This is a genomic window from Vibrio sp. R11-SG3-ISO3-SZ, from assembly GCF_059834345.1.
On record NZ_JCBDGX010000019.1, the window covers coordinates 1 to 22,042 of the forward strand.

Below are 22,042 nucleotides of genomic sequence, written 5' to 3' on the forward strand. Positions count from 1 at the left end.
AGCTCTGGCGTTGCTTGACGGAAGTAAGGCACGAAGTCTGGTTCGCCGCGCACAATGCCACGATAGGCTTCACAGCTCACTTCAGACAGCACGTTCATCAGATCGCGCCACTCTTGTTTCGGCTCTGGTGGTGGCAGCAGGTTTGCCTCGAGAATTGCACTCGCGTAGAGGTTGAAACTGTTGACCGCCACTTCAGGTAAACCGAGTTTAAAGCGAATCATCTCACCTTGCTCTGTTACGCGTAGGCCGCCTTTCAAGCTCTTTGGTGGCTGAGACAGCAGCGCTGCATGTGCAGGTGCACCGCCACGGCCAATCGTGCCGCCGCGACCGTGGAAGAGGGTCAACTCTACGCCCTCCTCTTCAGCCACTTTGACCAAGGACTCCATTGCGTGGTACTGGGCCCAACCGGCCGACATGACGCCGGCGTCTTTGGCGGAATCCGAGTAGCCGATCATCACCATTTGGTGGTTTTGAATGAATCCGCGGTACAAGTCGATGCTCATCAGCTGTTTGATGACCGCTTCGGCGTTATTGAGGTCGTCGAGCGTTTCAAACAGCGGGCAAACATCCATACGGTACGGACAGCCCGACTCTTGCAGCAGCAAGTGCACCGCGAGAACATCAGAGGCGGTACGTGCCATAGAGATCACGTATGCGCCAAATGCTTCGCGAGGCTGAGCGGCAATGATCTTACAGGTGTCGAGTACCTCTTTGACAGGTTCAGAGGGTTCCCAATCGCGTGGCAGAAGTGGGCGCTTGGACGCCAGCTCATTGGTCAGGAACGCAATCTTATCTTGCTCGCTCCATTGGTCGTAATCGCCAATGCCCAGGTAGCGCGTCAGCTCTGACAGGACATCCGAATGACGGGTACTCTCTTGACGAATATCCAAACGTACCAAGTGCACGCCGAAGGCTTTGATGCGGCGTAAGGTGTCGAGCAGTGAACCATCTGCAATCTTGCCCATGCCACACTCATGCAGTGACTGGTAGCAAGCGTAGAGGGGATCCCACAGCTGTGCGATGCGTTGCAGTGGCGCTTTGACTGCCAGTTTCTGACCATGGATCTTAGCATCAAGGATGTCTTTGGTGTCGGTCAGCAGTTCACGCAGTTCTTTGAGCACGGCACGGTAAGGTTCATGCTCATCCTCGCCAGCGAGTGCTCTCACCGCGTCGTTGCAGCGCGTCATGGACAATTCACTGACCAACTCGTTGACATCGCTGAGATAGAGATCCGCGGCTTTCCAGCGAGAAAGCAACATGACTTCACGGGTGATGGTGTGGGTGACAAACGGGTTGCCGTCGCGATCGCCACCCATCCAAGATGAAAAATGAACAGGGCGAGCATCGATAGGCAGCCCTTCACCAAGGTAATCGGTGAGTTTGTCGTCAAGCTCGCGCAAGAAGTCAGGCACGGCTTCCCACAGTGAGTTTTCAACCACAGCAAAGCCCCATTTCGCTTCATCGAGCGGAGTTGGGCGCTGCTTACGAATGGTGTCAGAATGCCAGCTTTGGGCAATCAGCTGCTCAAGGCGGCGTTCGGTCTTTTGGCGCTCTTTGGCGGACAGATCGCCAAGCTCAAGCTTGGACAAGCATTTGTTGATTTTAACCAGCTTGTTGATCATGGTGCGACGGGTGATTTCTGTCGGGTGCGCCGTGAGCACCAATTCGATGTTCAGATCGCGCACAGCCTGAGCAGTATCTAGCTTGCTGATCTCATTATTGCTCAGTTTGGCAAACAAGCTGTTGATGGCGTCCGGTTCACACACGTGCTCATCACAATGGCGTGAAATCGTATGGTACTGCTCCGCCATGTTGGTGAGGTTGAGGAACTGGTTGAACGCGTGCGCAACGGGAGTTAACTGCTCGTTTGGCAGGTTTTTGATCTCTTCAATCAAGCTCTCGCGGTCTTCTTTGTTGCCTGCGAGGGCAGATTTAGAAAGCTTACGAATTGTTTCTACTTTATCGAGCAGTGCTTCACCATGAGCATCCTTAATGGTGTTGCCGAGCAAGTGCCCGAGCATGCTTACGTTGCTTCGAAGAGCAGAGTATTTCTCATTCATTGTCGTCCTGCCTTGTAAAAAAATTACATCCATTGTTCTTTTGATAAGCCAACAATCTAGCGAAAAATGTCGCTTAGAGTCAATTATCACATGCAAAGTTTGCAAATATTATGCAATCGATATCAATGAGCAAAAAGCATCCAACCCCAGAGAAAATGGGTGAAATTTTATTACATTTGAAGTGGCTAACGACGAAAGATTGCTCTGCTCGAGAGGAAAGTCACCGAGCAGAGCGACGTGTCTGTTTTTAGAAACAGTATTTGTACATGGCTTTTGACAGTACATCGATGGTCGGATCGATAAAATCGAAGGCGAGGAACTCATCGGGCTGGTGGGCTTGGTCAATCGAGCCGGGGCCAAGCACCAAGGTCGGACATAACTGCTGCAAAAACGGCGCTTCGGTGCAGTAGTTGACCGTTTCAGCGTCCATGCCACAAATGGACTCCATACCACCAATAAACGGGTGATCATGTTGACACTCATAACCCGGGATCGGCTCATGCAGCGGCGTGATTTCAATTCGGCCGGGCCATTTGGCTTCGACGTCTTTCAGTGCGCCGCGCAGCATGTTGTCGAGGCCATCCAAACTGATACCGGGCAGCGGTCTCACGTCATAATGCAGTTCGCAGCAGCCACAGATGCGATTGGCGCTGTCGCCGCCGTGGATGTGACCCAGATTGAGAGTCGGGCTCGGAATCGCAAACCCTGGGTGATGATACTCTTTGATCAGTTTGTCGCGCAGTTGCATCAGCGCGTACAACACTTCATGCATGATTTCGATGGCGTTGACACCAAGCGCAGGGTCGGAAGAGTGGCCCGATTTACCGGTCACGCGCACGGCATTGGCGACGTGCCCTTTGTGGCCACGAATAGGCACTAAACTGGTTGGCTCGCCGATGATGCAGTAGTCCGGTTTAAATGGGGCGTGTTCAGTGAAATGACGAGCGCCGAGCATGGTCGTCTCTTCATCACATGTGGCTAAGATGTAGAGCGGTTTGCTTTGTTTGCTCCAGTCGACCTTTTTTACCGCTTCAATAATAAAGGCAAAAAAGCCTTTCATATCGGCTGTACCTAAACCGTAGAAACGGTTGTTGTCTTCTGTTAGGGCGTGAGGGTTGTAGTTCCAGCGTCCTTCATCAAATGGCACCGTATCGCTGTGTCCGGCCAGCAATAAGCCGCCTTCTCCTGAGCCTTTCTTTGCCATCAGGTTGAACTTGCCCGGTTCGACTTGCGTGGCTTCGACCTGAAAGCCGATGTCTTTGAGCCAGTCTGCGAGCTTTTCAATGACTTGCTGATTGCCTTCATCCCAGCGTGGGTCAGTCGAGCTGATGGATGAGGTAGAAATAAGGCCGCGGTAGACCTCTATAAAGCTAGGTAATTGCATATTTAGTTCGCATTCCCTGTTGACATAATTCTATTAAGAAGGTAAAACACATAATAAATCACTTTTAATGAATAAAAAACCGTTAAAAGCTAAAGTTTGTAAATTTATAGTCACTCTTTGGGTGGCGTTTTTAACCCAATTATGGATGTCGAGATGCTAAAAACCAAAATCATAGGTGCCAGCGGCTACACAGGCGCAGAATTGGCGCTCATGGTGCAAAAACACCCAGAGCTTACGCTAGCAGGTTTATATGTGTCCGCCAATAGCGTCGATGCAGGTAAGAGCATTGCGACACTGCACCCCAAGTTACAAGGTTTAGTGACCGAGCCAGTGCAGCCGCTCGTTGACGTGGCAAAGGTTGGCAAAGAGAGCGACGTGGTTTTTCTTGCGACTGCCCATGAAGTCAGCCACGATTTAGCCGCGCCATTGCTTGAGCAAGGCTGCCAGGTGTTTGATCTCTCGGGCGCTTTTCGGGTCAAAAAAGAGGGCTTCTACAGTGAGTTCTATGGTTTTGAGCACCAGTTCGAACAGCTGCTAGAAAATGCCACCTATGGTCTTGCCGAGTGGAATGAGCCAGGCATTAAACAGAGCCAGCTTATTGCGGTGCCGGGTTGTTATCCCACTGCGTCACAACTTGCCATCAAGCCACTATTGCAATCTGGGTTAGTTGATACAACTCAGTGGCCAGTCATCAATGCGACAAGTGGTGTGTCGGGCGCGGGGCGCAAAGCCTCACTGACGAACAGCTTTTGTGAAGTGAGTCTTCAGCCTTATGGCGTGTTTACTCACCGCCACCAACCGGAAATTGCCACTCATCTGGGTTGCGATGTGATCTTTACTCCTCATCTGGGCAATTTTAAACGTGGGATTTTGGCGACCATCACTATGAAGCTAGCGTCTGGTGTGACGGCTGAGCAAGTAGCACAAGCGTTTACTAACGCCTATCAGAACAAACCGGCCGTTCGTCTGCACACGACGACACTGCCTTCGATTCAGAACGTCGAAAACACGCCTTTCTGCGATATTGGCTGGAAGGTTCAGGGCGAGCACATCATTGTCGTATCGGCGATTGATAACTTGCTCAAAGGCGCATCGAGTCAAGCGATGCAATGTTTAAACATCCACTACGGATATCCCGAGTTAACTGCCCTTGTATAGTCTCAATCGTCAAGGTTGAAACTGAGTCATCAAGCGGTAGAGGTAAGAGTAATGACAGAGAACAATCAAACGCCATTAGTGATCAAATTAGGCGGTGCGGCACTTTCTTGCACCGAGACGCTCAGCCAAGTGTTTGGCGCCATCGCTAATTACCAAACTCAGGCGCAGCGACGAATTGTGATCGTCCACGGCGGCGGATACTTAGTGGACGATCTTATGGCCAAGCTCAATCTTGAAACGGTCAAAAAACAGGGTCTACGTGTGACGCCTTATGACCAAATTCCTGTCATTGCGGGTGCATTGGCTGGTACGGCCAACAAGCTACTGCAAGGGCAAGCGATTAAAGATGGCCTGAATGCAGTAGGGTTGAGCTTAGCCGATGGCGGTTTGTGTCAGGTTCAAGAGTTGGATCCGGAACTCGGCGCGGTAGGCAAAGCATCACCTGGCGATTCTACCGTGTTGCAAGCGATTTTGGCGACGGGCGCACTGCCGATCATTAGCTCGATTGGCTTGACGCAAGACGGCCAGTTGATGAACGTGAATGCCGACCAAGCGGCGGTCGCAGTGGCTGGCGCACTGGATGCAGAATTGGTGTTGTTGTCGGATGTGAGTGGTGTACTGGATGGTAAAGGCCACCTCATCAAAAGCTTAGATGAAGAGAAAGCACAAAGCCTGATCAAAGGCCAAGTGATCACCGATGGCATGATTGTCAAAGTCAACGCAGCGTTGGAAGCGGCGAATGACTTAGGTCGTCCGATTGAAGTAGCGACATGGCGCTACCCAGAAAAGCTCGTTGAGCTGTTCGCAGGGCAAAGCATCGGCACTCAGTTTTTACCTAAGCCATAAACACAAAGAGATTCGTGCAGTGACTTGTGGTCACTGCCAAACAAACACAGGGTGTCCGCTTGATTTGATGCAGGGCACCAAAGCAGATTAATCACCCAGCGCTAAGGCCATACGCCGCGCTGGATGTTGGAGAGAATAAAATGAGCAAAGTACAAGTAAACAAAGTCGTCGTCGCCTACTCTGGTGGTCTTGATACCTCAGTGATCATCCCGTGGCTAAAAGAGAACTACGACTGTGAAGTAGTCGCGTTTGTCGCTGATGTCGGCCAAGGTGAAGAAGAGTTGGTTGGCATCGAAGAAAAAGCGAAAGCATCCGGTGCGTCTGAGTGTTACGTGGTCGATCTCAAAGAAGAGATGGTGGCAGAGTACATCTACCCAACGCTGAAAACCGGCGCATACTACGAAGGCAAGTACTTGCTCGGCACCTCAATGGCTCGTCCTATCATTGCCAAAGCGCAAGTTGAGATTGCACGTAAAGTCGGTGCAGATGCCTTGTGTCACGGCTGTACCGGTAAAGGTAACGACCAAGTGCGTTTCGAAGGCGCGTTTGCTGCGCTCGCCCCTGACTTGCAAGTGATTGCGCCGTGGCGTGAGTGGGACTTGGTCAGCCGTGAAGAGTGTCTGGATTACCTAGCTGAGCGCAACATCCCTTGTAGTGCGTCGCTGACTAAAATCTACTCGCGTGATGCTAACGCTTGGCACATCTCAACCGAAGGTGGTGTACTAGAAGATACTTGGAATGCACCAAACGAAGATTGCTGGGTATGGACCGTTGACCCTGAGCAAGCGCCTAACGAAGCGGAATACGTCACCCTCAAAGTAGAAAAAGGCGAAGTGGTAGCGGTTGATGGTGAAACTATGACGCCATACAACGCACTGGTCTACCTCAATGAAAAAGGTGCGAAGCACGGTGTGGGTCGTATCGACATCGTTGAGAACCGTTTGGTCGGCATGAAGTCTCGCGGCTGCTACGAAACTCCGGGAGGCACCATCATGATGGAAGCGCTGCGTGCGGTTGAACAACTGGTGTTGGATAAAGCGTCATTTGAGTTCCGCGAAGAACTGGGCCTAAAAGCGTCACACCTTGTGTACGATGGTCGCTGGTTCACACCACTGTGTAAGTCTATCCTAGCGGCGTCTGAAGAGTTGGCGCAGGATGTCAATGGCGAGGTGGTTGTGAAGCTGTACAAAGGTCAAGCAACGGTAACGCAGAAACGTTCGGACAACAGCCTTTACAGCGAAGAGTTTGCGACCTTTGGTGAAGATGAAGTGTACGACCAAAGCCACGCAGGCGGATTCATTCGTCTCTACTCACTATCGAGCCGTATCCGCGCTTTGAACAGTCAGAAAAAATCGTAATCGATCTTCCTGAACTGTCTTGTTATCTTACTCAAGCCCATCTGAAAAGATGGGCTTGTTTCGTTACAGGCGACAGAAAATAGCCATGAATAAATATGTAAAAATAATGAATTAATACTTTATTTTTGTCTGAATTTGCCGTAACGTTGACCCATCAAAAAAATACTGAATTCCATTCAGAGATTGTTTTAGCAAACGCGCTGTCAAACGCACAGTGAGCACTGGTAATCAGGAGAAACGCAATGGCATTATGGGGCGGAAGATTTACCCAAGCAGCAGATACAAGATTCAAAGAATTCAACGATTCATTGCGTTTTGATTACCGATTGGCAGAGCAAGATATCGTCGGCTCTATCGCATGGTCGAAAGCGCTGCTTTCTGTCAATGTGTTGAGTGAAGAAGAGCAGCAGAAATTAGAGCTGGCGTTAAACGAGCTTAAGCTTGAAGTGATGGAAGACCCGCACCAAATCTTGCGTTCAGATGCGGAAGATATCCACTCTTGGGTAGAGCAGCAGCTGATCAGCAAAGTCGGCGATCTGGGTAAAAAACTGCACACGGGCCGTTCACGTAACGACCAAGTCGCCACTGACCTCAAACTTTGGTGTCGTCAGCAAGGCCAGCAACTGCTAATGGCGCTGGATCGCCTGCAAGCGCAAATGGTCTCTGTCGCCAAGCAACATCAAGCCACGGTATTACCGGGTTACACGCACTTACAACGCGCGCAGCCTGTTACGTTTGCCCACTGGTGTTTAGCCTACGTGGAGATGTTTGAGCGCGACTACTCACGTCTGCATGATGCGATTGAACGTCTTGATACTTGCCCGCTGGGCTCCGGTGCGTTGGCGGGAACGGCTTACCCGATTGATCGTGAAGTGTTGGCGCATAACTTGGGCTTTCGTCGTGCCACGCGTAACTCCCTCGACTCAGTGTCTGACCGCGATCATGTGATGGAGCTGATATCTGTCGCTTCGATTTCCATGCTGCACTTGTCGCGTCTGGCAGAAGATATGATTTTCTACAACTCAGGTGAATCCAATTTCATTGAGTTGGCTGATACCGTCACCTCTGGCTCATCTTTGATGCCGCAGAAGAAAAACCCTGATGCACTCGAGTTGATTCGTGGCAAAACAGGTCGCGTCTATGGCTCGCTAGCCGGGATGATGATGACCGTCAAAGCCTTGCCTCTGGCTTACAACAAAGACATGCAAGAAGACAAAGAAGGTCTGTTTGATGCACTCGACACCTGGAACGATTGCATGGAAATGGCCGCACTCTGTTTTGATGGCATCAAAGTCAACGGTGAGCGCACCTTGGAAGCGGCGAAGCAAGGATATGCAAACGCCACCGAATTGGCCGACTACTTGGTTGCCAAAGGCATTCCATTCCGTGAAGCGCACCACATTGTTGGCGTTGCTGTAGTGGGCGCGATTGAGAAAGGCTGCGCCCTTGAAGAGCTATCATTAGATGAGCTCAAAGCCTTCTCTGCGGTGATTGAGAACGATGTGTATGACATTCTCACCATCGAATCGTGTCTAGAGAAACGCAGTGCGCTTGGCGGTGTGTCACCCAAACAAGTGGCGTACGCCGTTGAGCAGGCGGAAGGCCGTTTGATCAAGCGCGACAACAACACCGTTAATGTGCGACCTGCACGTTTGACCGACATTGAAGCGCTGGAAGGCATGGTGACCTACTGGGCGAACATGGGTGAGAACTTACCGCGTTCACGTAATGAACTGGTGAGAGACATCGGCTCGTTCGCGGTGGCGGAACATCATGGAGAAGTGACTGGCTGCGCCTCACTTTACGTCTACGATTCTGGTTTGGCCGAGATTCGCTCATTAGGGGTGGAAGCGGGCTGGCAAGGTCAGGGACAGGGCAGTGCGATTGTTCAGTACCTGGTAGAGAAAGCGCGTCAAATGGCGATCAAGAAAGTCTTTGTGCTGACGCGTACGCCAGAGTTCTTCATGAAGCAGAGCTTCTTGCCGACCTCGAAATCACTGTTACCAGAGAAAGTGCTCAAAGATTGTGAGCAGTGCCCGCGTCAACATGCCTGTGATGAGGTCGCTCTAGAGGTGAATTTAGTCGAGCAGCCGATTGCCCGCGTCAACGTTGCGTAACTTATGTCTCTCAATCAAGAGGGCTCAATATAGACAACTTGATGGATGGCAGCTAAGCAAGGCTATATAAGCGGTTGAAACCCAAGGCGATAAAAAAGATCAAAAAAGATCGTTATCGTATGGGAACTTCTAAGAGAAAGTCCGGTCTATTAAAGTACCACTGCTTTTTCTTAGAAGAATCTAAGAGAGCCCCAAGACTAAGATTGGTTTTGGGGCTTTTTTCTATCTAGCCCCTGCGCAACCTGGCTGCGAGCTATCCATGACTCTCTTGATGAATGTCGCTAAGAAGGTATCGAAGAATACGTTCATGCCCAAAGTATCAAGATCAATGCTCCCACTGAGATGTTCGCTATTTTTTGTGGCGTTTCTGCCAAGGGATAACAATAAACTTTACCCAAATATGCAGCGCTAATAAGCCATTAAAGGCAAACCCCGCCACCAGTAGCGCGATCGATTCAATACTCTTCGGTTGCTCACGAAACAAGAACCACCACGCAACCCAACAGGCGACAGACAACACCGTGAGTTGATCCATGCAGCGCTGGCATCGGCCGATCTTTTTCCAAAACCAATGTTGATTGCAATAGGGGCAGGCCATCTGGGTCACTCGAGCAGCAAGAGAAGCCAGATAATAAAAAAGCACCGGCCGTTTGGCTAGTGCTTTAGTGATAGTAAGTGAGTGAGAGGAAGTGATCCCCCGACCCACATCTGGGCCGGGAGATCGAGGGCTCAGTGAATGATCAAGACTCTAAAGTGGCTAAGTAGTGATCCAACTCTTCGCTACCGCCGATGTGTTTACCGCCGATAAAAATTTGTGGCACTGTGGCTCGTCCAGTAATCGCACGCAAGCTCACAGTGGTGGCGTCTTTGCCTAAGATCACCTCTTCGTATTGCAGATCATGGTCGATCAAGGCTTGTTTGGCTTTGACACAAAACGGACAGCCGGGTTTGGTAAATACCGTGATGGACTCTTGCGTCTTATAGCTTGGCGCTACGTATTTAAGCATGGTGTCTGCGTCAGAGACTTTGAACGGGTCACCTGGCTCGTCTGGCTCGATGAACATTTTGTCAATGACGCCATCTTTGACCAACATGCTGTAGCGCCAAGAACGGTGGCCAAAGCCAAGCTCCGATTTGTTGACCAACATGCCCATGCCTTGGGTGAATTCGCCGTTACCGTCTGGAATAAAGGTGATGTTGTCTGCCTCTTGGTCGTTTTTCCACGCGTTCATCACAAAGGTGTCGTTGACCGACAAGCAGACAATCTCATCGACGCCATGCTCTTGGAATACCGAGAACAGCTCGTTGTAGCGTGGCAGGTGACTTGAAGAACACGTTGGCGTAAAAGCGCCTGGCAAGCTAAACACAATCACGGTTTTATTGCGAAATAGTTCGTCAGTGGTGATGTTGACCCAGGTGTCGCCCTGACGGGTAGGAAACGTAACGTTTGGAACAGTCTGACCTTCTTTTGATACCAACATAGATGCCCTCTAATAATATGGTTAGCAAGCCCATTCGGCTTGGTGTTCTCAATTTGTGGGGCCAGTATCGTAAAACTCCTTTGATAGCTCCAATCGTTTGATATAATTGTATCAATAGTTAAAATCTATAAAAAACTCACAGGAGAATCCCTGCGCATGAATATTCGAGATTTTGAGTATGTTGTTGCCTTGGCGGAACATAAACATTTTCGAAAAGCCGCCGAAGCGTGTTTTGTCAGTCAGCCGACCTTAAGTGGGCAGATCCGTAAGCTTGAAGACGAACTCGGCACTGTGTTGCTCGAGCGCAGCAGTCGCCGCGTGTTGTTTACTGACTCTGGCTTACAGTTGGTCGAGCAAGCCAAACGGATTCTCAGTGAAGTGAAAACCTTCAAGGATATGGCCAGCGGGCAAAGCGGCGCCATGACTGGTCCAATGCACATCGGTTTTATTCCCACCGTCGGTCCTTACATCTTGCCGAAAATCGTTCCGACGCTGAAAGAGCGTTTCCCTGAGCTTGAGCTGTTTCTTCATGAAGCGCAAACCCAGCAGTTAGTGCGTCAGTTAGAAGAGGGCAAGCTGGACTGTTTGGTTTTGGCGTCAGTGGCAGAAACCGCGCCGTTCAAAGAGATCCCAGTGTATGAAGAGCCGCTCAGTGTGGCGGTGCCGTGTGACCATGAGTGGGCAAAGTTGGAAGAGTTGGACATGTTGGAGCTCAATGGCAAGACGGTATTAGCGCTCGGTGATGGTCACTGTTTACGTGACCAAGCACTCGGCTTTTGTTTCGCGGCCGGAGCCAAAGATGATGAGCGCTTTAAAGCCACCAGTCTTGAAACCCTAAGAAACATGGTGGCAGCCGGAGCCGGTATCACTTTACTGCCGCAGTTGTCTATTCCGCACGAAAAGCAAAAAGATGGCGTGTGTTACGTCAAGGCGGTCAATCCTGTGCCGTCTCGGACGATAGTGGTGGCCTATCGTCCAGGCTCGCCACTAAGAGAGCGGTTTGAGCTGCTGGCGAAAACCATCAAAGAGAAGTTAGTCATCAACTAACACTCAGTACAAACTAAAAAGGGATGGCGCGCGCCATCCCTTTCTCTTCCTCTCTATCAAACCGATTAGAACAGCTCTTCTCCTTCACTGTTCGATGAGTAGATAGAGGGACCTAAATCTTCACTGACGTATTTGGTCGGCTCGGTTCCTTCGAGGAAATACTCGAACATCGCACTGGCGTCAAAACGGTTGGTCAGCAGACCAGAATCTCGGTCAATTCGCACTCGCACAATGTTCTCAGGGATCGTTTTGTCCTGCTCTGGTACGCCATTCAATGCCACTTTCATAAAGTCCACCCATGCTGGCTCCGCGGTTTTCGCGCCTGACTCTGCGCCTGAGATCGGATTTTGCGCTAAGTTGGCGTTCGGCGTTGTGCGGCCGAGTGTACGGTTGTGGTCATCAAATCCAACCCAAGCGATCGCCACCATGCCCGGACCGTAACCGTTATACCAAGTATCTTTGGAGTCGTTGGTGGTACCGGTTTTACCGCCCACATCGCGGCGCTCAAGTTGCTGGGCACGCCAACCGGTGCCGTTCCAGCCGGTGCCTTCGCGCCAGTTACCGCCGCCCCAGATGTTGCTGTACATCATCTCACGCATTAAAAATGCTGTTTGTTCAGAGATCACTTGCGGTGCGTATTGCACCGCATCGCTGATGGGCAACTCAACATCTTGCTCGTTGAAGTCGTTGATTGTCGCAGTGTTTGAATCAGTTTGAGGCGATGCACTCAGGGCCTCGCTATCACAGTCTGCACGGCAGACGATTTTCGGATTGGCGGCAAATTCGGGTTCACCAAACGGACCTTCTACCTTACTGATGTAGAAAGGTTCCACATAGTAACCACCGTTGGCAAACACGGAATAGCCTTGAGCCATCTTAACCGGAGTTAAACTGCCGGCACCCAAGGCAATGGTTTCAGAGCGAGGCAGTTGCTCGATATCAAAGCCGAAGCGGGTCAAGTACTCGCGGGTCTCATCAAGACCGACTTCACGCAGCACGCGCACCGCCATCACGTTTTTCGATTGCGCCAGACCGATACGTAGGCGTGTCGGGCCGGTGTAGGTTGGCGGTGAGTTTTTCGGACGCCACGCCGTGCCTTGGCTGCGATCCCACTGGTTGATGGGGGCGTCGTTGATCAAGCTGGCTAAGGTTAAGCCTTTGTCGAGCGCCGCGGAATAGATAAAGGGCTTGATACTTGAGCCAACCTGACGAACCGACTGGGTCGCACGGTTAAACTTGTTATGGACGAAGTTAAAGCCACCGACCAGTGATAGGACTGCGCCGTTTTCAGGGTTCATGGCCACAAAGGCGGTATTGGCGTTAGGGACTTGGCTGAGCCGCCACATCGCGCTGTCATCGTCGACGGCGACCTGACGGACCCAAATTTGTTCGCCGACGGTCACGACATCACCGGCTTTACTCGGCGCGGGGCCTTGACGCTCATCGGTCAAAAAGCGGCGTGCCCATTTAAGGCCGTCCCAGTTTAAGGTCTGCTCACCGCTGCCTTTCACCCATACGGTGGCTTGCTTCGCCGCCACATCCAATACCACGGCGGGCGTTAATTGGCCGTAGGTCGGCACCTTCTTTAATGCCTCTTCGATAGCTTGAGTCGACAATGGCGCCGCGCTGGGTTTCCACAACACGGTTTCTGCCCCGCGGTAACCGTGACGCTCGTCATAAGCGAGTAGGTTATTGATGGCCGAGTCATTGGCGGCGGCTTGCAGTTTAGAATCTACGGTTGTGTAAACATTCATCCCCGAGGTGTAGGCGTCTTCACCGTAGCGAGCCACCATCCACGCGCGCGCCAGTTCCGCCACATACGGAGCGCTCAATTCGATATCGGCGCTGTGGTAGCGTGCCACGATCGGCTCTTCTCTCGCTTGGTCGTACTCTTGCTGCGTAATGTAGTTTTCGCTCAGCATACGGCCAAGAACCACGTTACGACGATTCGTCGCACGTTCAAGAGAGTAGATAGGGTTCATCGTCGATGGGGCTTTAGGCATCCCCGCCAACGTCGCGAGCTCGCTCAGCGTGAGCTGCTGAAGATCTTTGCCAAAATAGACCTGCGCGGCGGCGCCAAAGCCGTAAGAGCGGTAGCCCAAGAAGATCTTATTGACATAGAGCTCCATAATCTCTTGTTTGGATAGCAGCTGCTCGATGTGAATCGCGATAAAAATCTCTTTGATTTTACGCATGATCTTCTTCTCATTAGAGAGGAAGAAGTTACGCGCCAACTGCTGAGTAATGGTACTCGCCCCTTGTTTGGCCGAACCAGACATGGCCACCACGACCGCCGCTCGGGTAATACCGATCGGGTCGATACCTGGGTGATCGTAAAAGCGACTGTCTTCAGTGGCGATCAGTGCCTCAATCAAATGTTGAGGGATGTCGTCATAGCTGACCGGAATGCGGCGCTTCTCACCGAACTGAGAAATCAGTTTGCCGTCTTGGCTGAACACCTGCATCGGTGTTTGCAGTTCCACATCTCGAAGAGTGGCGACGTCGGGGAGGTCCGGTTTGACATAAAAATAGAAACCGAAAATTGTACCGACTCCAAGAATCATGCAAACCAATGTAAAAATGAATAATCGCTTTATGAACTTCACCGGAGAATTCCTGAAATTATAGGTCGCTAATATGCAAACCCTTGTACTGTAAGCTGAAACTTTAGCTCATGCTTTTTCTTAGTGCTTATTAAACCATCAATTCAGTAAGCGCGCGAGCTAAGCATTTCAATAGGGAGCAACGCGGTATGGGTAGAACATTGGTTACAGGCATAGACATCGGCCGCTACAGCATTAAAGCCGTGGTGCTCAAGCCTGTTAAAGACACATTCGCCTTGGTGGGTTATCACGAGATTCCCATTGAGGCGGACATATTCTCTGATAATCACCTGCTCAATTATCAGAAAATTGTAAAGAAACTCAAAGAACTAAGAAAGGGGTTGCCACTATTTAGTCGCAAGGCCGCTTTGTGTGTGCCCGACAACGCCGTAATTAGCAAGGTATTACAAATAGATAGCGAACTTTCCGGTTCTGAAAGAGAGTTCGCCATCTTTCAGGCCTTTTCTCATCAATCGCCATTTCCAGTCGAAGATCTGAATTTAGACTTTGTTGCGATAGATCCGCAAGCTCAGCGCCATGCCACCGCCAGTTACCAAGTGTTTGCGACCCGCAAAGAGCTGGTCGATAGCCGTGTAGACGCCACCAGCAAAGCTGGCTTTGAGCCTGTGCTACTTGATGTGCAAGCTTACGGTTTGACGCAAATATGGCACGAGGCCGCGCGTATTCAGCAGCGCAAAAACTGGCTGCTGCTCGATGTCGGTTTTACTCAGGCCTCGGTGTGCATTGATGTATGGGACAAACCGCCTTTGTGCAAAGAGTTCCCTGTTGGCACACAAAGTGTGACTCATCACCCGAGCGAGTCCCTTGAAAGCGGTGAGCAACGTTTTGTCCGAGAGGTAATGGATAAGTTGCAGCGCCACATTCAACTGGTCTCGTCGATGAGCAATCGGGAGATTGAGGGCGTCTGGCTTACCGGTGGTGCCGCATGCGACCCTCAATTGCAGGTGCTGTTGCAAGATGCGGTGGTAAACCGTTTACAGCTCAAGTTTGAATCGCTCGATCCTTTGGCGTTATTTCAAGGCGCGAGCAAAGTTCAAGGGGCGAGCAAAGGCAACAAGAAGCCGGGCTTTGCCTTTGCCACCGCCGCGGGGCTGGCACTAAGAGGCCTTCAGTGGATGGAGAATCGCCATGCTGCATAGTCTCAATTTGTTGCCTTGGCGAGAGGCGCTCAAGGCGCGTCATCGACGCCGATTTTTCTCGCTGGTTGTGCTCGGCGTTCTGCTCGCTGGCGGTGTCCAATGGGGCGCGGGGGCGTATCTCGACTATCAAAAAGGGTTGCAGCAGCAGAGGTTGGATTACCTCAATCGCTACATTGCGAGCCTCGACAAGCAAATTGACAACCTAAAGCAAGTGGAAAAAGAGCACTCAGCGTTATTGACCCGACTTTCGGTGGTTGAGGAGTTGCAACAGCAGCGCAATAAAACCACCGATTTCATGAACCTCATCCCTGCGATGATCCCGCAAGGTGTGTATGTCGACAAGATCAAGATGAATGGTCAGCAACTAGAGGTGTCAGGCATCAGTGATACCACCTCGCGACTGGCGACCATGCTCGACAATTTAGAAAAGTCTTCTCAGCTCAGTAACGTAGAAATGCACTCGATTGTGCTGGGTAAACAACGTTTTGGTAAACAGTTTCAGACTTTTCACGTCTCGTTTTCTCTGCTCTATCAAGATGACGCGAATCGACAAGGAGCGCAGTGATGGCCAGTTACACCGATTTGGATTTTGAAGAGTTACCCGAATGGCCGTTGTTGCCGCAATTGGGCGTCATTGCAGTCTTGATTTTGTTGCTGCAGGGGGTGGGGTACTGGTTTTACTTGAAACCGAGTAACGAGCAGTTGCAACGGCAAATCGACAAGGAGCAAGTGCTCAAAACCACGGCCACCATCAAGGCGAATAAAGTGGCGGCGCTGCCGCAGTTAAAAGCGCAGTTGGATGAGCTTTCACAGCGCTACGACTATTTATCACGCCAACTGCCGGTGCAGAAAGAGCTGGCGAGCATGTTGGCTGCGGTCAATGAGCAAGGGTTGAAGCACTCACTCACCTTTACTCGCATCGATTGGGGTGAAAAGCAAAATAAAGAGTTTCTCTACCGCTTGCCGCTCAATATCGAACTGACGGGCGATTACCACAATATTGGCCAGTTCTCACAGGCGATCGCGCAGCTACCGCGCATCATCAATTTTGACGATGTCGATTGGCAGCGGGTCAGCCAAGAGAGCAGTACGCTGCACTTTCGTGTGCGCGCCTACACCTACCAATTTAAACCGGAGGTGAAAGATGAACAATAACCGCCGTCTCTCATGCTCGACATGGGGAGCGCTGATGGGCTGCGCTTTGTTACTCGCCGGATGTAAAGCCAATCAAGCGCCGTTGGATCAATTTCGTCAGCAGATCGAGTCAAGCGCGCGTCATCAAGTGGCCTCGCTGGCACCGGTACTTGAGTTCAAGGCCAGTGCCTATCAAGCGCACGATCTGAGAGAGCCTTTTGTCCTGCCTAAAGTGGCCATTGTGATGAACCAACCCGTCGCCAAGGTGGATTGTTGGCAGCCCGAGCCTCGGCGCAAAAGTGGTCGTTTAGAGCGCTACCCCCTTAGCAAACTGCGTTTGACCGGTGTGATGAGCAGTCAAGGCGCGATTTCTGCGCTGATTCAGGTGCCGACGGGCGAAGTGATTAAAGCGACGCGCGGACAATACATTGGCGTCAACAACGGAAAAATAACCAAAGTAACCCAAAGTTACCTAACGATAAATGAGACTTTGCCAGATGGCTTAGGTTGCTGGAATACCCGCAACGTCAAACTGGCGCTTAAATAGATGTTAATAATTGAGATGAAATCATGGTGAAAGGATTCCTCCCCCCAAGAAAACACACGCGGTTTACCTGTGGCTTAATGGCCTTATGGTTGCTTGTATTTAGTAGCGCCGTATTGGCGACGAGCAATGAACCCAACCGTCTGGTGGACATCGACTTTCGAGTGGATAAACAGCAGCACGCCAAAATCATTGTGCAGTTGCAAAGCCCTAAGGTCGCGGTGGATTTACAAAAAGCGCAAGAGGGGTTGAGCATTGAACTGCTCAATACCCAGGTGCCCGATGACAAGCTGTATGTACTCGATGTCAAAGACTTTTCCACCCAGGTGAAGTCAATCGAAGTGTTTCGCAAACAGCCAAGCACGCTATTGATTGCCGATATCGAGGGTGAGTACAGCTACGACTACAGCCTCAATGGCAGTTACCTTGAGGTCTTAGTCAAAAAAGTGAGCAAAGAGGAGGCGGCAAAACCGGTCAATATTATGGAAAAGGAAGGCAAAACCATTTCGATTAACTTCCAAGATATTCCGGTGCGCAACGTTTTGCAGCTCATTGCCGATTACAACCAGTTCAACTTGGTGGTGTCCGACTCCGTCAAAGGCAACTTAACGCTGCGTCTTGATGGTGTACCTTGGCAGCAGGTGCTCGACATCATCTTACAAGTTAAAGGGCTCGATAAGCGTGTGGATGGCAATGTCGTGCTGGTGGCGCCTAAAGCCGAGTTAGATCTGCGGGAAAAAGAGGCGCTAGAAAAAGCGCGCTTAGAGGCGGAGCTTGGTGAACTTAGCTCGGAGATCATCAAAGTGAAGTTTGCCAAAGCGTCGGACATTGCCGATATGATTGGCGGCGAGAGTGCAATGAGCATGCTCTCAGAGCGAGGTTCACTCAGTATTGATGAGCGAACTAACGCCTTACTGATCCGTGATTTAAAAGAGAATATCGATGTGGTGCGAGAAATAGTGGAATCGCTCGATGTGCCCGTCAAGCAAGTGCAAATTGAAGCGCGGATTGTGACTGTTAACGAGGGTAACCTTGATGAGCTTGGCGTGCGTTGGGGCTTTACCTCGACCAATGGCAACAATACCGTGGGTGGAAGCATTGAGAGCAACCTGTACCAGCGCGGCTTGCTTGACCAAGATACGCTACCCGTGGATGACTTTTTGAACGTCAACTTAGGGGCAACGGCGGCGAATGCCTCGTCAATCGCGTTTCAGGTCGCCAAACTGGGCTCAGGGACGCTGCTCGATTTGGAGTTGTCTGCCATGCAGAGTGAATCCAAAGCGGAGGTGATCTCTAGCCCTCGTTTGATCACCACCAATAAAAAGCCCGCCTATATCGAGCAAGGAACGGAAATTCCCTATCTGGAGTCCTCTTCGAGTGGCGCCACCAGTGTGACCTTCAAAAAGGCGGTACTAAGTTTGAAAGTCACACCACAAATCACGCCAGACAACCGCTTGGTGTTAGATTTGAGTGTCACGCAAGATAGACCGGGTCAAGTGGTGAAAACCGGCACGGGTGAGGCAGTGGCGATCGATACGCAGCGCATCGGTACACAAGTGCTGGTGGAGAACGGCGAAACGGTCGTGCTGGGCGGCATTTTTCAACATAGTGTGACGGATTCTGTCGATAAGGTGCCGTTATTGGGGGATTTACCCCTACTTGGGGCGCTATTTAAGCGAAGTTACCAGAAAATGGGCAAAAGTGAGCTGCTGATCTTTGTCACGCCTAAGGTCGTCTTGCAATAAGATGAGGCGTTATTATTAAGCTTAAGTAAAAATAGTTTGCATTAGTGGCACCAGATCTAGATAATTTCGGGTCTTATCACGAATTATCTGTGAGGAATCGGTGCCACAAGCACTTTCTTGGCAAGTTTTATACTGGCCTCTCTTGTGGCGATGTCATTGAATTAACGTTGTAAATTACTGCTAAACATGGCTGAAAAACGCAATATTTTCCTTGTTGGCCCAATGGGCGCCGGCAAAAGCACCATTGGTCGTCATCTCGCTCAACAACTTCATATGGAGTTTGTTGATTCTGACACTGAAATTGAAGAGCGCACTGGCGCAGATATCGCATGGGTATTTGACGTTGAAGGTGAAGACGGTTTCCGAGCGCGCGAAGAAAAAGTGATCGAAGACCTAACTCAAGAACAAGGTATTGTTCTGGCAACCGGTGGTGGCTCAATTAAGAGCAAAGAAAACCGTAATCGTCTCTCTGCACGTGGCATTGTTGTTTACCTAGAAACAACGATCGAAAAACAGCTTGCCCGTACAAACCGTGACAAAAAACGTCCGCTGCTTCAAACGGACAAACCACGTGAAGTTCTTGAAGCTTTGGCTGCGGAACGTAACCCACTTTATGAAGAAATTGCGGATTACACGGTCCGTACTGACGATCAAAGTGCAAAAGTGGTAGCCAACCAGATCGTAAAAATGCTAGAAGAAGGTTAACAGCCACTCTTTATTCGCATTTGGAGATTCCCATGGAACGGATTACGGTCAGCTTAGGCGAACGTAGCTATCCCATTTCGATTGGTGCCGGATTGTTTCGCGATCCGGCCCAACTTTCCCTTCTTAAAGCTAAGCAAAAAGTCGTGGTGATTACGAACGTCACCGTTGAACCTCTTTATGCTGAGACTCTTTTAGCCCAACTGGCCGAGCTCGATTGCGACGCGTCAGTGTTGGCACTGCCTGATGGCGAACAATACAAATCGCTAGAGACATTCAACACCGTCATGACCTACCTATTGGAAGGCAATACTGCGCGTGATGTGGTGCTCATTGCCCTCGGCGGCGGGGTGATCGGTGATTTGGTTGGCTTTGTGGCGGCCTGTTATCAGCGTGGGGTGGATTTCATTCAGATCCCGACGACCTTGCTTTCTCAAGTCGACTCATCGGTGGGCGGAAAAACCGCCGTTAACCACAAGCTTGGCAAGAACATGATCGGCGCATTCTACCAGCCTAAAGCGGTGATCATTGACACCGACTGTTTGGCATCCTTGCCCGAGCGAGAGTTTGCCGCGGGTATGGCGGAAGTGATCAAATACGGCATCATCTACGATCACGATTTCTTTGTCTGGTTGGAAGAGAACCTCGATGCGCTGTACGCGTTAGATCAACAAGCACTCACTTACGCCATTGCGCGTTGCTGCCAAATCAAAGCGGAAGTGGTGGCGCAAGATGAGAAAGAATCTGGAATTCGCGCGTTGTTGAATCTAGGTCATACATTTGGTCATGCGATTGAGGCTGAGTTAGGGTATGGTAATTGGCTCCACGGTGAAGCGGTCTCTTCGGGTACCGTGATGGCTGCAAAAACCGCTCAGCTTCAAGGGCTTATTGATGAGCAGCAAGTGGAGAGAATTGTCTCTATACTAAAAAGAGCCAAGCTGCCAATCCACACACCAGACAGCATGTCATTTGATGACTTTATCAAACACATGATGCGCGATAAGAAAGTGCTTTCTGGTGAATTGAGATTGGTTCTACCGACCAGCATTGGTAGTGCCGATGTGGTGAAAGGTGTCCCAGAGTCCGTGTTACGAGACGCAATCGACTATGGGCGCACGCTGTAATTGATTGAACTGTGGCGCAGTGGCTTAGGTCGCTGCGCACTCTACGTCTTAGGATGATGCAATGAGCTCCCCGCGTGTTTTGGAGTTAGACTCTCAAACTGAGTTGCTGGAACGCCTGCAACTGCTGACTAACTTTGGATCCAACCTCGTCACCATTGGTGGCGAAAGTGGTGCGGGCAAAACTTGGCTTGCGCAGCGATTTTTAGAGGCGTGGTCGCCAGACAAAAACCAATCTCTGCTTTTGTGTCACCCCAATCAGGACGAATCTCAACGACGCCTTACCGTCCTCTCTCAGCTTTTTTCTGAACCTCTGTTTAACCCTGCAGACGCCTTGTCTGAATCCTTTATTCGTTTAATGGAGGGAGAGCGCTGTGATGTGTTGATCGTAATCGACGACGCGCACTTGTTGAGTGAGTCGTTCATTTCAGAACTGTGGATGTTAGTCCTTGAGGCGCAAGAGCGCCCGCAGTGGAACGTCAATGTGGTGCTCTTTGCGGCATCCAATAGCCTTGAGCCTTTGTTGACGCGATTGAGTTACGGCCAAGAGCATAAACCAATAGATTTTGATATCGAGCCGCTGTCTGAGCACGAAGCGGAACGATTTTTTGAGCACCTCGTGATTCGATATGTCGAAGACGACATGGAAAAACGAGTGAGAAATGCATACCGCAGTGTCGCGCGTCGGCCCGGTAAAATTATGGCGCTAGGGGAACAGAAAGTGGAAAAAAGGATCATTATCCGCTCGATTGTCGCATCACCGTTGAATATGGCGTTGGTGATTATTGTCCTGTTATTGCTGATCGGCGGTGGTTACTGGTGGTTAATTAATCAGCCCACCCCAGATGAGAAAGCCCAGCAAATCAGTCAAAACTTGGAGCAAACGGTCATTCCAACTCTGCCCGAAACGCCCGCTCCAGACACGCAAACGAGTGAAGCGAAGACCGTCGAGCCTGAGCCGGTGACCGACCCCTCTCTGACCAATGCCGAGGATGACTCTGCGTCCTTGCCACCAAGCGTGACCAGTGAAGTGTCGAGTGTCGGCAATCCTGATGATACCCATCAGCGTGTGGTCATTACTTCTGAAGTGGTGGATGCTTTGCTTGAAGGTAAACCAGAACAGGCCGATACGACGCCGATTGATGAGGTGGTGGAAGCATCGATTCCCGAGTCTGCCCCCCAAGCTGAACAAGAGAGCGCACCGCAAGTAGACACGCAGCCAGAGCCAGAGGTGGTGATCCGTTTCTCCTTCACTAAAGATGAATTGAAAAGCTTTTCGCCACGCAGCTACACCTTGCAGCTGGCGGCAGTGAACAGCTTAGAAGAGGTGCAGCGCTTTATTGATACACACCAATTGGCCAATCAAGTCTTCATTTACCCTACGGTCAGAAGCGGGGTGGAGTGGTTTATTGTCACTTACCAAAACTACCCTACCATTCAACTGGCGCGAGATGCGGTGCAGACGCTTCCTGAGGCGTTGCAACAGCTTGACCCATGGGCAAAATCGCTCGGTCAGGTGCAGAGCGAGTTGGAGAGAGTCGAATAACGACGATTTGTTCGCGTCATTCGCAGTTGCGTAGGC

General features: G+C 50.8%; 18 protein-coding genes. 13 read left to right on the forward strand and 5 right to left on the reverse strand.

Annotated elements, in window-relative coordinates:
* On the reverse strand, positions 1-2,060 hold a 2,060-nt coding region (ppc, locus tag AC6R1O_RS02650; RefSeq protein ID WP_500656457.1), incomplete at its 3' end, for a phosphoenolpyruvate carboxylase.
* A gap of 247 nt (positions 2,061-2,307) precedes the next feature.
* Positions 2,308-3,444, reverse strand: coding sequence for an acetylornithine deacetylase (argE, locus tag AC6R1O_RS02655; RefSeq protein WP_500631010.1), 1,137 nt, complete (start codon positions 3,442-3,444; stop codon positions 2,308-2,310).
* Positions 3,445-3,597: 153 nt separating this feature from the next.
* Between argE and argC the strand changes: the two genes are divergently transcribed.
* The 4 genes from argC (at position 3,598) to argH (ending at position 8,923) form a co-directional block, all read left to right on the forward strand.
* A complete protein-coding gene (argC, locus tag AC6R1O_RS02660) occupies positions 3,598-4,602 on the forward strand; it encodes an N-acetyl-gamma-glutamyl-phosphate reductase (RefSeq protein WP_500633010.1) in 1,005 nt (334 codons plus the stop codon).
* Positions 4,603-4,653: 51 nt separating this feature from the next.
* Complete coding sequence (gene argB, locus AC6R1O_RS02665; RefSeq protein WP_334555660.1) at positions 4,654-5,448, forward strand: acetylglutamate kinase; 795 nt, start codon at positions 4,654-4,656, stop codon at positions 5,446-5,448.
* 140 nt (positions 5,449-5,588) lie between these two features.
* Positions 5,589-6,806 (forward strand): argininosuccinate synthase, encoded by a 1,218-nt coding sequence (locus tag AC6R1O_RS02670; RefSeq protein ID WP_334555659.1) that lies wholly within the window; start codon positions 5,589-5,591, stop codon positions 6,804-6,806.
* Between the two features lie 242 nt (positions 6,807-7,048).
* Positions 7,049-8,923 (forward strand): argininosuccinate lyase, encoded by a 1,875-nt coding sequence (gene argH / locus AC6R1O_RS02675; RefSeq protein WP_500633011.1) that lies wholly within the window; start codon positions 7,049-7,051, stop codon positions 8,921-8,923.
* A 349-nt stretch (positions 8,924-9,272) separates the two neighbouring features.
* Here the strand turns inward: argH and AC6R1O_RS02680 are convergent, their stop codons facing one another.
* On the reverse strand, positions 9,273-9,521 hold the full coding sequence (locus AC6R1O_RS02680) for a DUF3624 domain-containing protein (RefSeq protein ID WP_500627052.1): 249 nt from the start codon (positions 9,519-9,521) through the stop codon (positions 9,273-9,275).
* Between the two features lie 142 nt (positions 9,522-9,663).
* Positions 9,664-10,404 carry a glutathione peroxidase gene (locus AC6R1O_RS02685; protein ID WP_500637139.1) on the reverse strand — a complete coding sequence of 247 codons (741 nt, stop codon included), beginning with the start codon at positions 10,402-10,404 and terminating at the stop codon, positions 9,664-9,666.
* A gap of 156 nt (positions 10,405-10,560) precedes the next feature.
* On the opposite strand from AC6R1O_RS02685, the gene oxyR reads away from it, so the two are divergent.
* Complete coding sequence (oxyR, locus tag AC6R1O_RS02690) at positions 10,561-11,451, forward strand: DNA-binding transcriptional regulator OxyR (protein WP_487902581.1); 891 nt, start codon at positions 10,561-10,563, stop codon at positions 11,449-11,451.
* A 65-nt stretch (positions 11,452-11,516) separates the two neighbouring features.
* Here the strand turns inward: oxyR and AC6R1O_RS02695 are convergent, their stop codons facing one another.
* Positions 11,517-14,057, reverse strand: coding sequence for a penicillin-binding protein 1A (locus AC6R1O_RS02695; protein WP_500633093.1), 2,541 nt, complete (start codon positions 14,055-14,057; stop codon positions 11,517-11,519).
* 146 nt (positions 14,058-14,203) lie between these two features.
* Here AC6R1O_RS02695 and pilM point away from each other — a divergent pair, with 146 nt between their 5' ends.
* From pilM to AC6R1O_RS02735, 8 genes are all read left to right on the forward strand, one after another.
* A complete protein-coding gene (gene pilM, locus AC6R1O_RS02700) occupies positions 14,204-15,214 on the forward strand; it encodes a type IV pilus assembly protein PilM (RefSeq protein WP_500633094.1) in 1,011 nt (336 codons plus the stop codon).
* Positions 15,204-15,779 (forward strand): PilN domain-containing protein, encoded by a 576-nt coding sequence (locus tag AC6R1O_RS02705; protein WP_500633095.1) that lies wholly within the window; start codon positions 15,204-15,206, stop codon positions 15,777-15,779. Before pilM ends, AC6R1O_RS02705 begins: the two co-directional genes overlap by 11 nt.
* On the forward strand, positions 15,779-16,369 hold the full coding sequence (locus AC6R1O_RS02710; RefSeq protein WP_334555651.1) for a type IV pilus inner membrane component PilO: 591 nt from the start codon (positions 15,779-15,781) through the stop codon (positions 16,367-16,369). The genes AC6R1O_RS02705 and AC6R1O_RS02710 overlap by 1 nt, the downstream gene beginning before the upstream one ends.
* Positions 16,359-16,895: a pilus assembly protein PilP gene (locus AC6R1O_RS02715; RefSeq protein ID WP_500633096.1), complete on the forward strand. Its 537-nt coding sequence runs from the start codon at positions 16,359-16,361 to the stop codon at positions 16,893-16,895. The genes AC6R1O_RS02710 and AC6R1O_RS02715 overlap by 11 nt, the downstream gene beginning before the upstream one ends.
* A 23-nt stretch (positions 16,896-16,918) precedes the next feature.
* Positions 16,919-18,637 (forward strand): type IV pilus secretin PilQ, encoded by a 1,719-nt coding sequence (locus tag AC6R1O_RS02720; protein WP_500646131.1) that lies wholly within the window; start codon positions 16,919-16,921, stop codon positions 18,635-18,637.
* Between the two features lie 186 nt (positions 18,638-18,823).
* Positions 18,824-19,342, forward strand: a complete 519-nt coding sequence (aroK, locus tag AC6R1O_RS02725) for a shikimate kinase AroK (protein WP_334555649.1) — start codon at positions 18,824-18,826, stop codon at positions 19,340-19,342.
* 32 nt (positions 19,343-19,374) lie between these two features.
* Entirely contained in the window at positions 19,375-20,463 is a 1,089-nt protein-coding gene (aroB, locus tag AC6R1O_RS02730) for a 3-dehydroquinate synthase (protein ID WP_334555648.1), read from the forward strand.
* A 61-nt stretch (positions 20,464-20,524) separates the two neighbouring features.
* Positions 20,525-22,006, forward strand: coding sequence for an SPOR domain-containing protein (locus AC6R1O_RS02735; RefSeq protein ID WP_500656458.1), 1,482 nt, complete (start codon positions 20,525-20,527; stop codon positions 22,004-22,006).
* The last annotated feature ends 36 nt before the right edge of the window (positions 22,007-22,042 follow it).

Coding starts and splice junctions, on each gene's coding strand:
- argE (WP_500631010.1), bottom strand. CDS start 3,444: ATGCAATTACCTAGCTTTATAGAGGTCTACCGCGGCCTTATTTCTACC.
- argC (WP_500633010.1), top strand. CDS start 3,598: ATGCTAAAAACCAAAATCATAGGTGCCAGCGGCTACACAGGCGCAGAA.
- argB (WP_334555660.1), top strand. CDS start 4,654: ATGACAGAGAACAATCAAACGCCATTAGTGATCAAATTAGGCGGTGCG.
- AC6R1O_RS02670 (WP_334555659.1), top strand. CDS start 5,589: ATGAGCAAAGTACAAGTAAACAAAGTCGTCGTCGCCTACTCTGGTGGT.
- argH (WP_500633011.1), top strand. CDS start 7,049: ATGGCATTATGGGGCGGAAGATTTACCCAAGCAGCAGATACAAGATTC.
- AC6R1O_RS02680 (WP_500627052.1), bottom strand. CDS start 9,521: ATGGCCTGCCCCTATTGCAATCAACATTGGTTTTGGAAAAAGATCGGC.
- AC6R1O_RS02685 (WP_500637139.1), bottom strand. CDS start 10,404: ATGTTGGTATCAAAAGAAGGTCAGACTGTTCCAAACGTTACGTTTCCT.
- oxyR (WP_487902581.1), top strand. CDS start 10,561: ATGAATATTCGAGATTTTGAGTATGTTGTTGCCTTGGCGGAACATAAA.
- pilM (WP_500633094.1), top strand. CDS start 14,204: ATGGGTAGAACATTGGTTACAGGCATAGACATCGGCCGCTACAGCATT.
- AC6R1O_RS02705 (WP_500633095.1), top strand. CDS start 15,204: ATGCTGCATAGTCTCAATTTGTTGCCTTGGCGAGAGGCGCTCAAGGCG.
- AC6R1O_RS02710 (WP_334555651.1), top strand. CDS start 15,779: ATGGCCAGTTACACCGATTTGGATTTTGAAGAGTTACCCGAATGGCCG.
- AC6R1O_RS02715 (WP_500633096.1), top strand. CDS start 16,359: ATGAACAATAACCGCCGTCTCTCATGCTCGACATGGGGAGCGCTGATG.
- AC6R1O_RS02720 (WP_500646131.1), top strand. CDS start 16,919: ATGGTGAAAGGATTCCTCCCCCCAAGAAAACACACGCGGTTTACCTGT.
- aroK (WP_334555649.1), top strand. CDS start 18,824: ATGGCTGAAAAACGCAATATTTTCCTTGTTGGCCCAATGGGCGCCGGC.
- aroB (WP_334555648.1), top strand. CDS start 19,375: ATGGAACGGATTACGGTCAGCTTAGGCGAACGTAGCTATCCCATTTCG.
- AC6R1O_RS02735 (WP_500656458.1), top strand. CDS start 20,525: ATGAGCTCCCCGCGTGTTTTGGAGTTAGACTCTCAAACTGAGTTGCTG.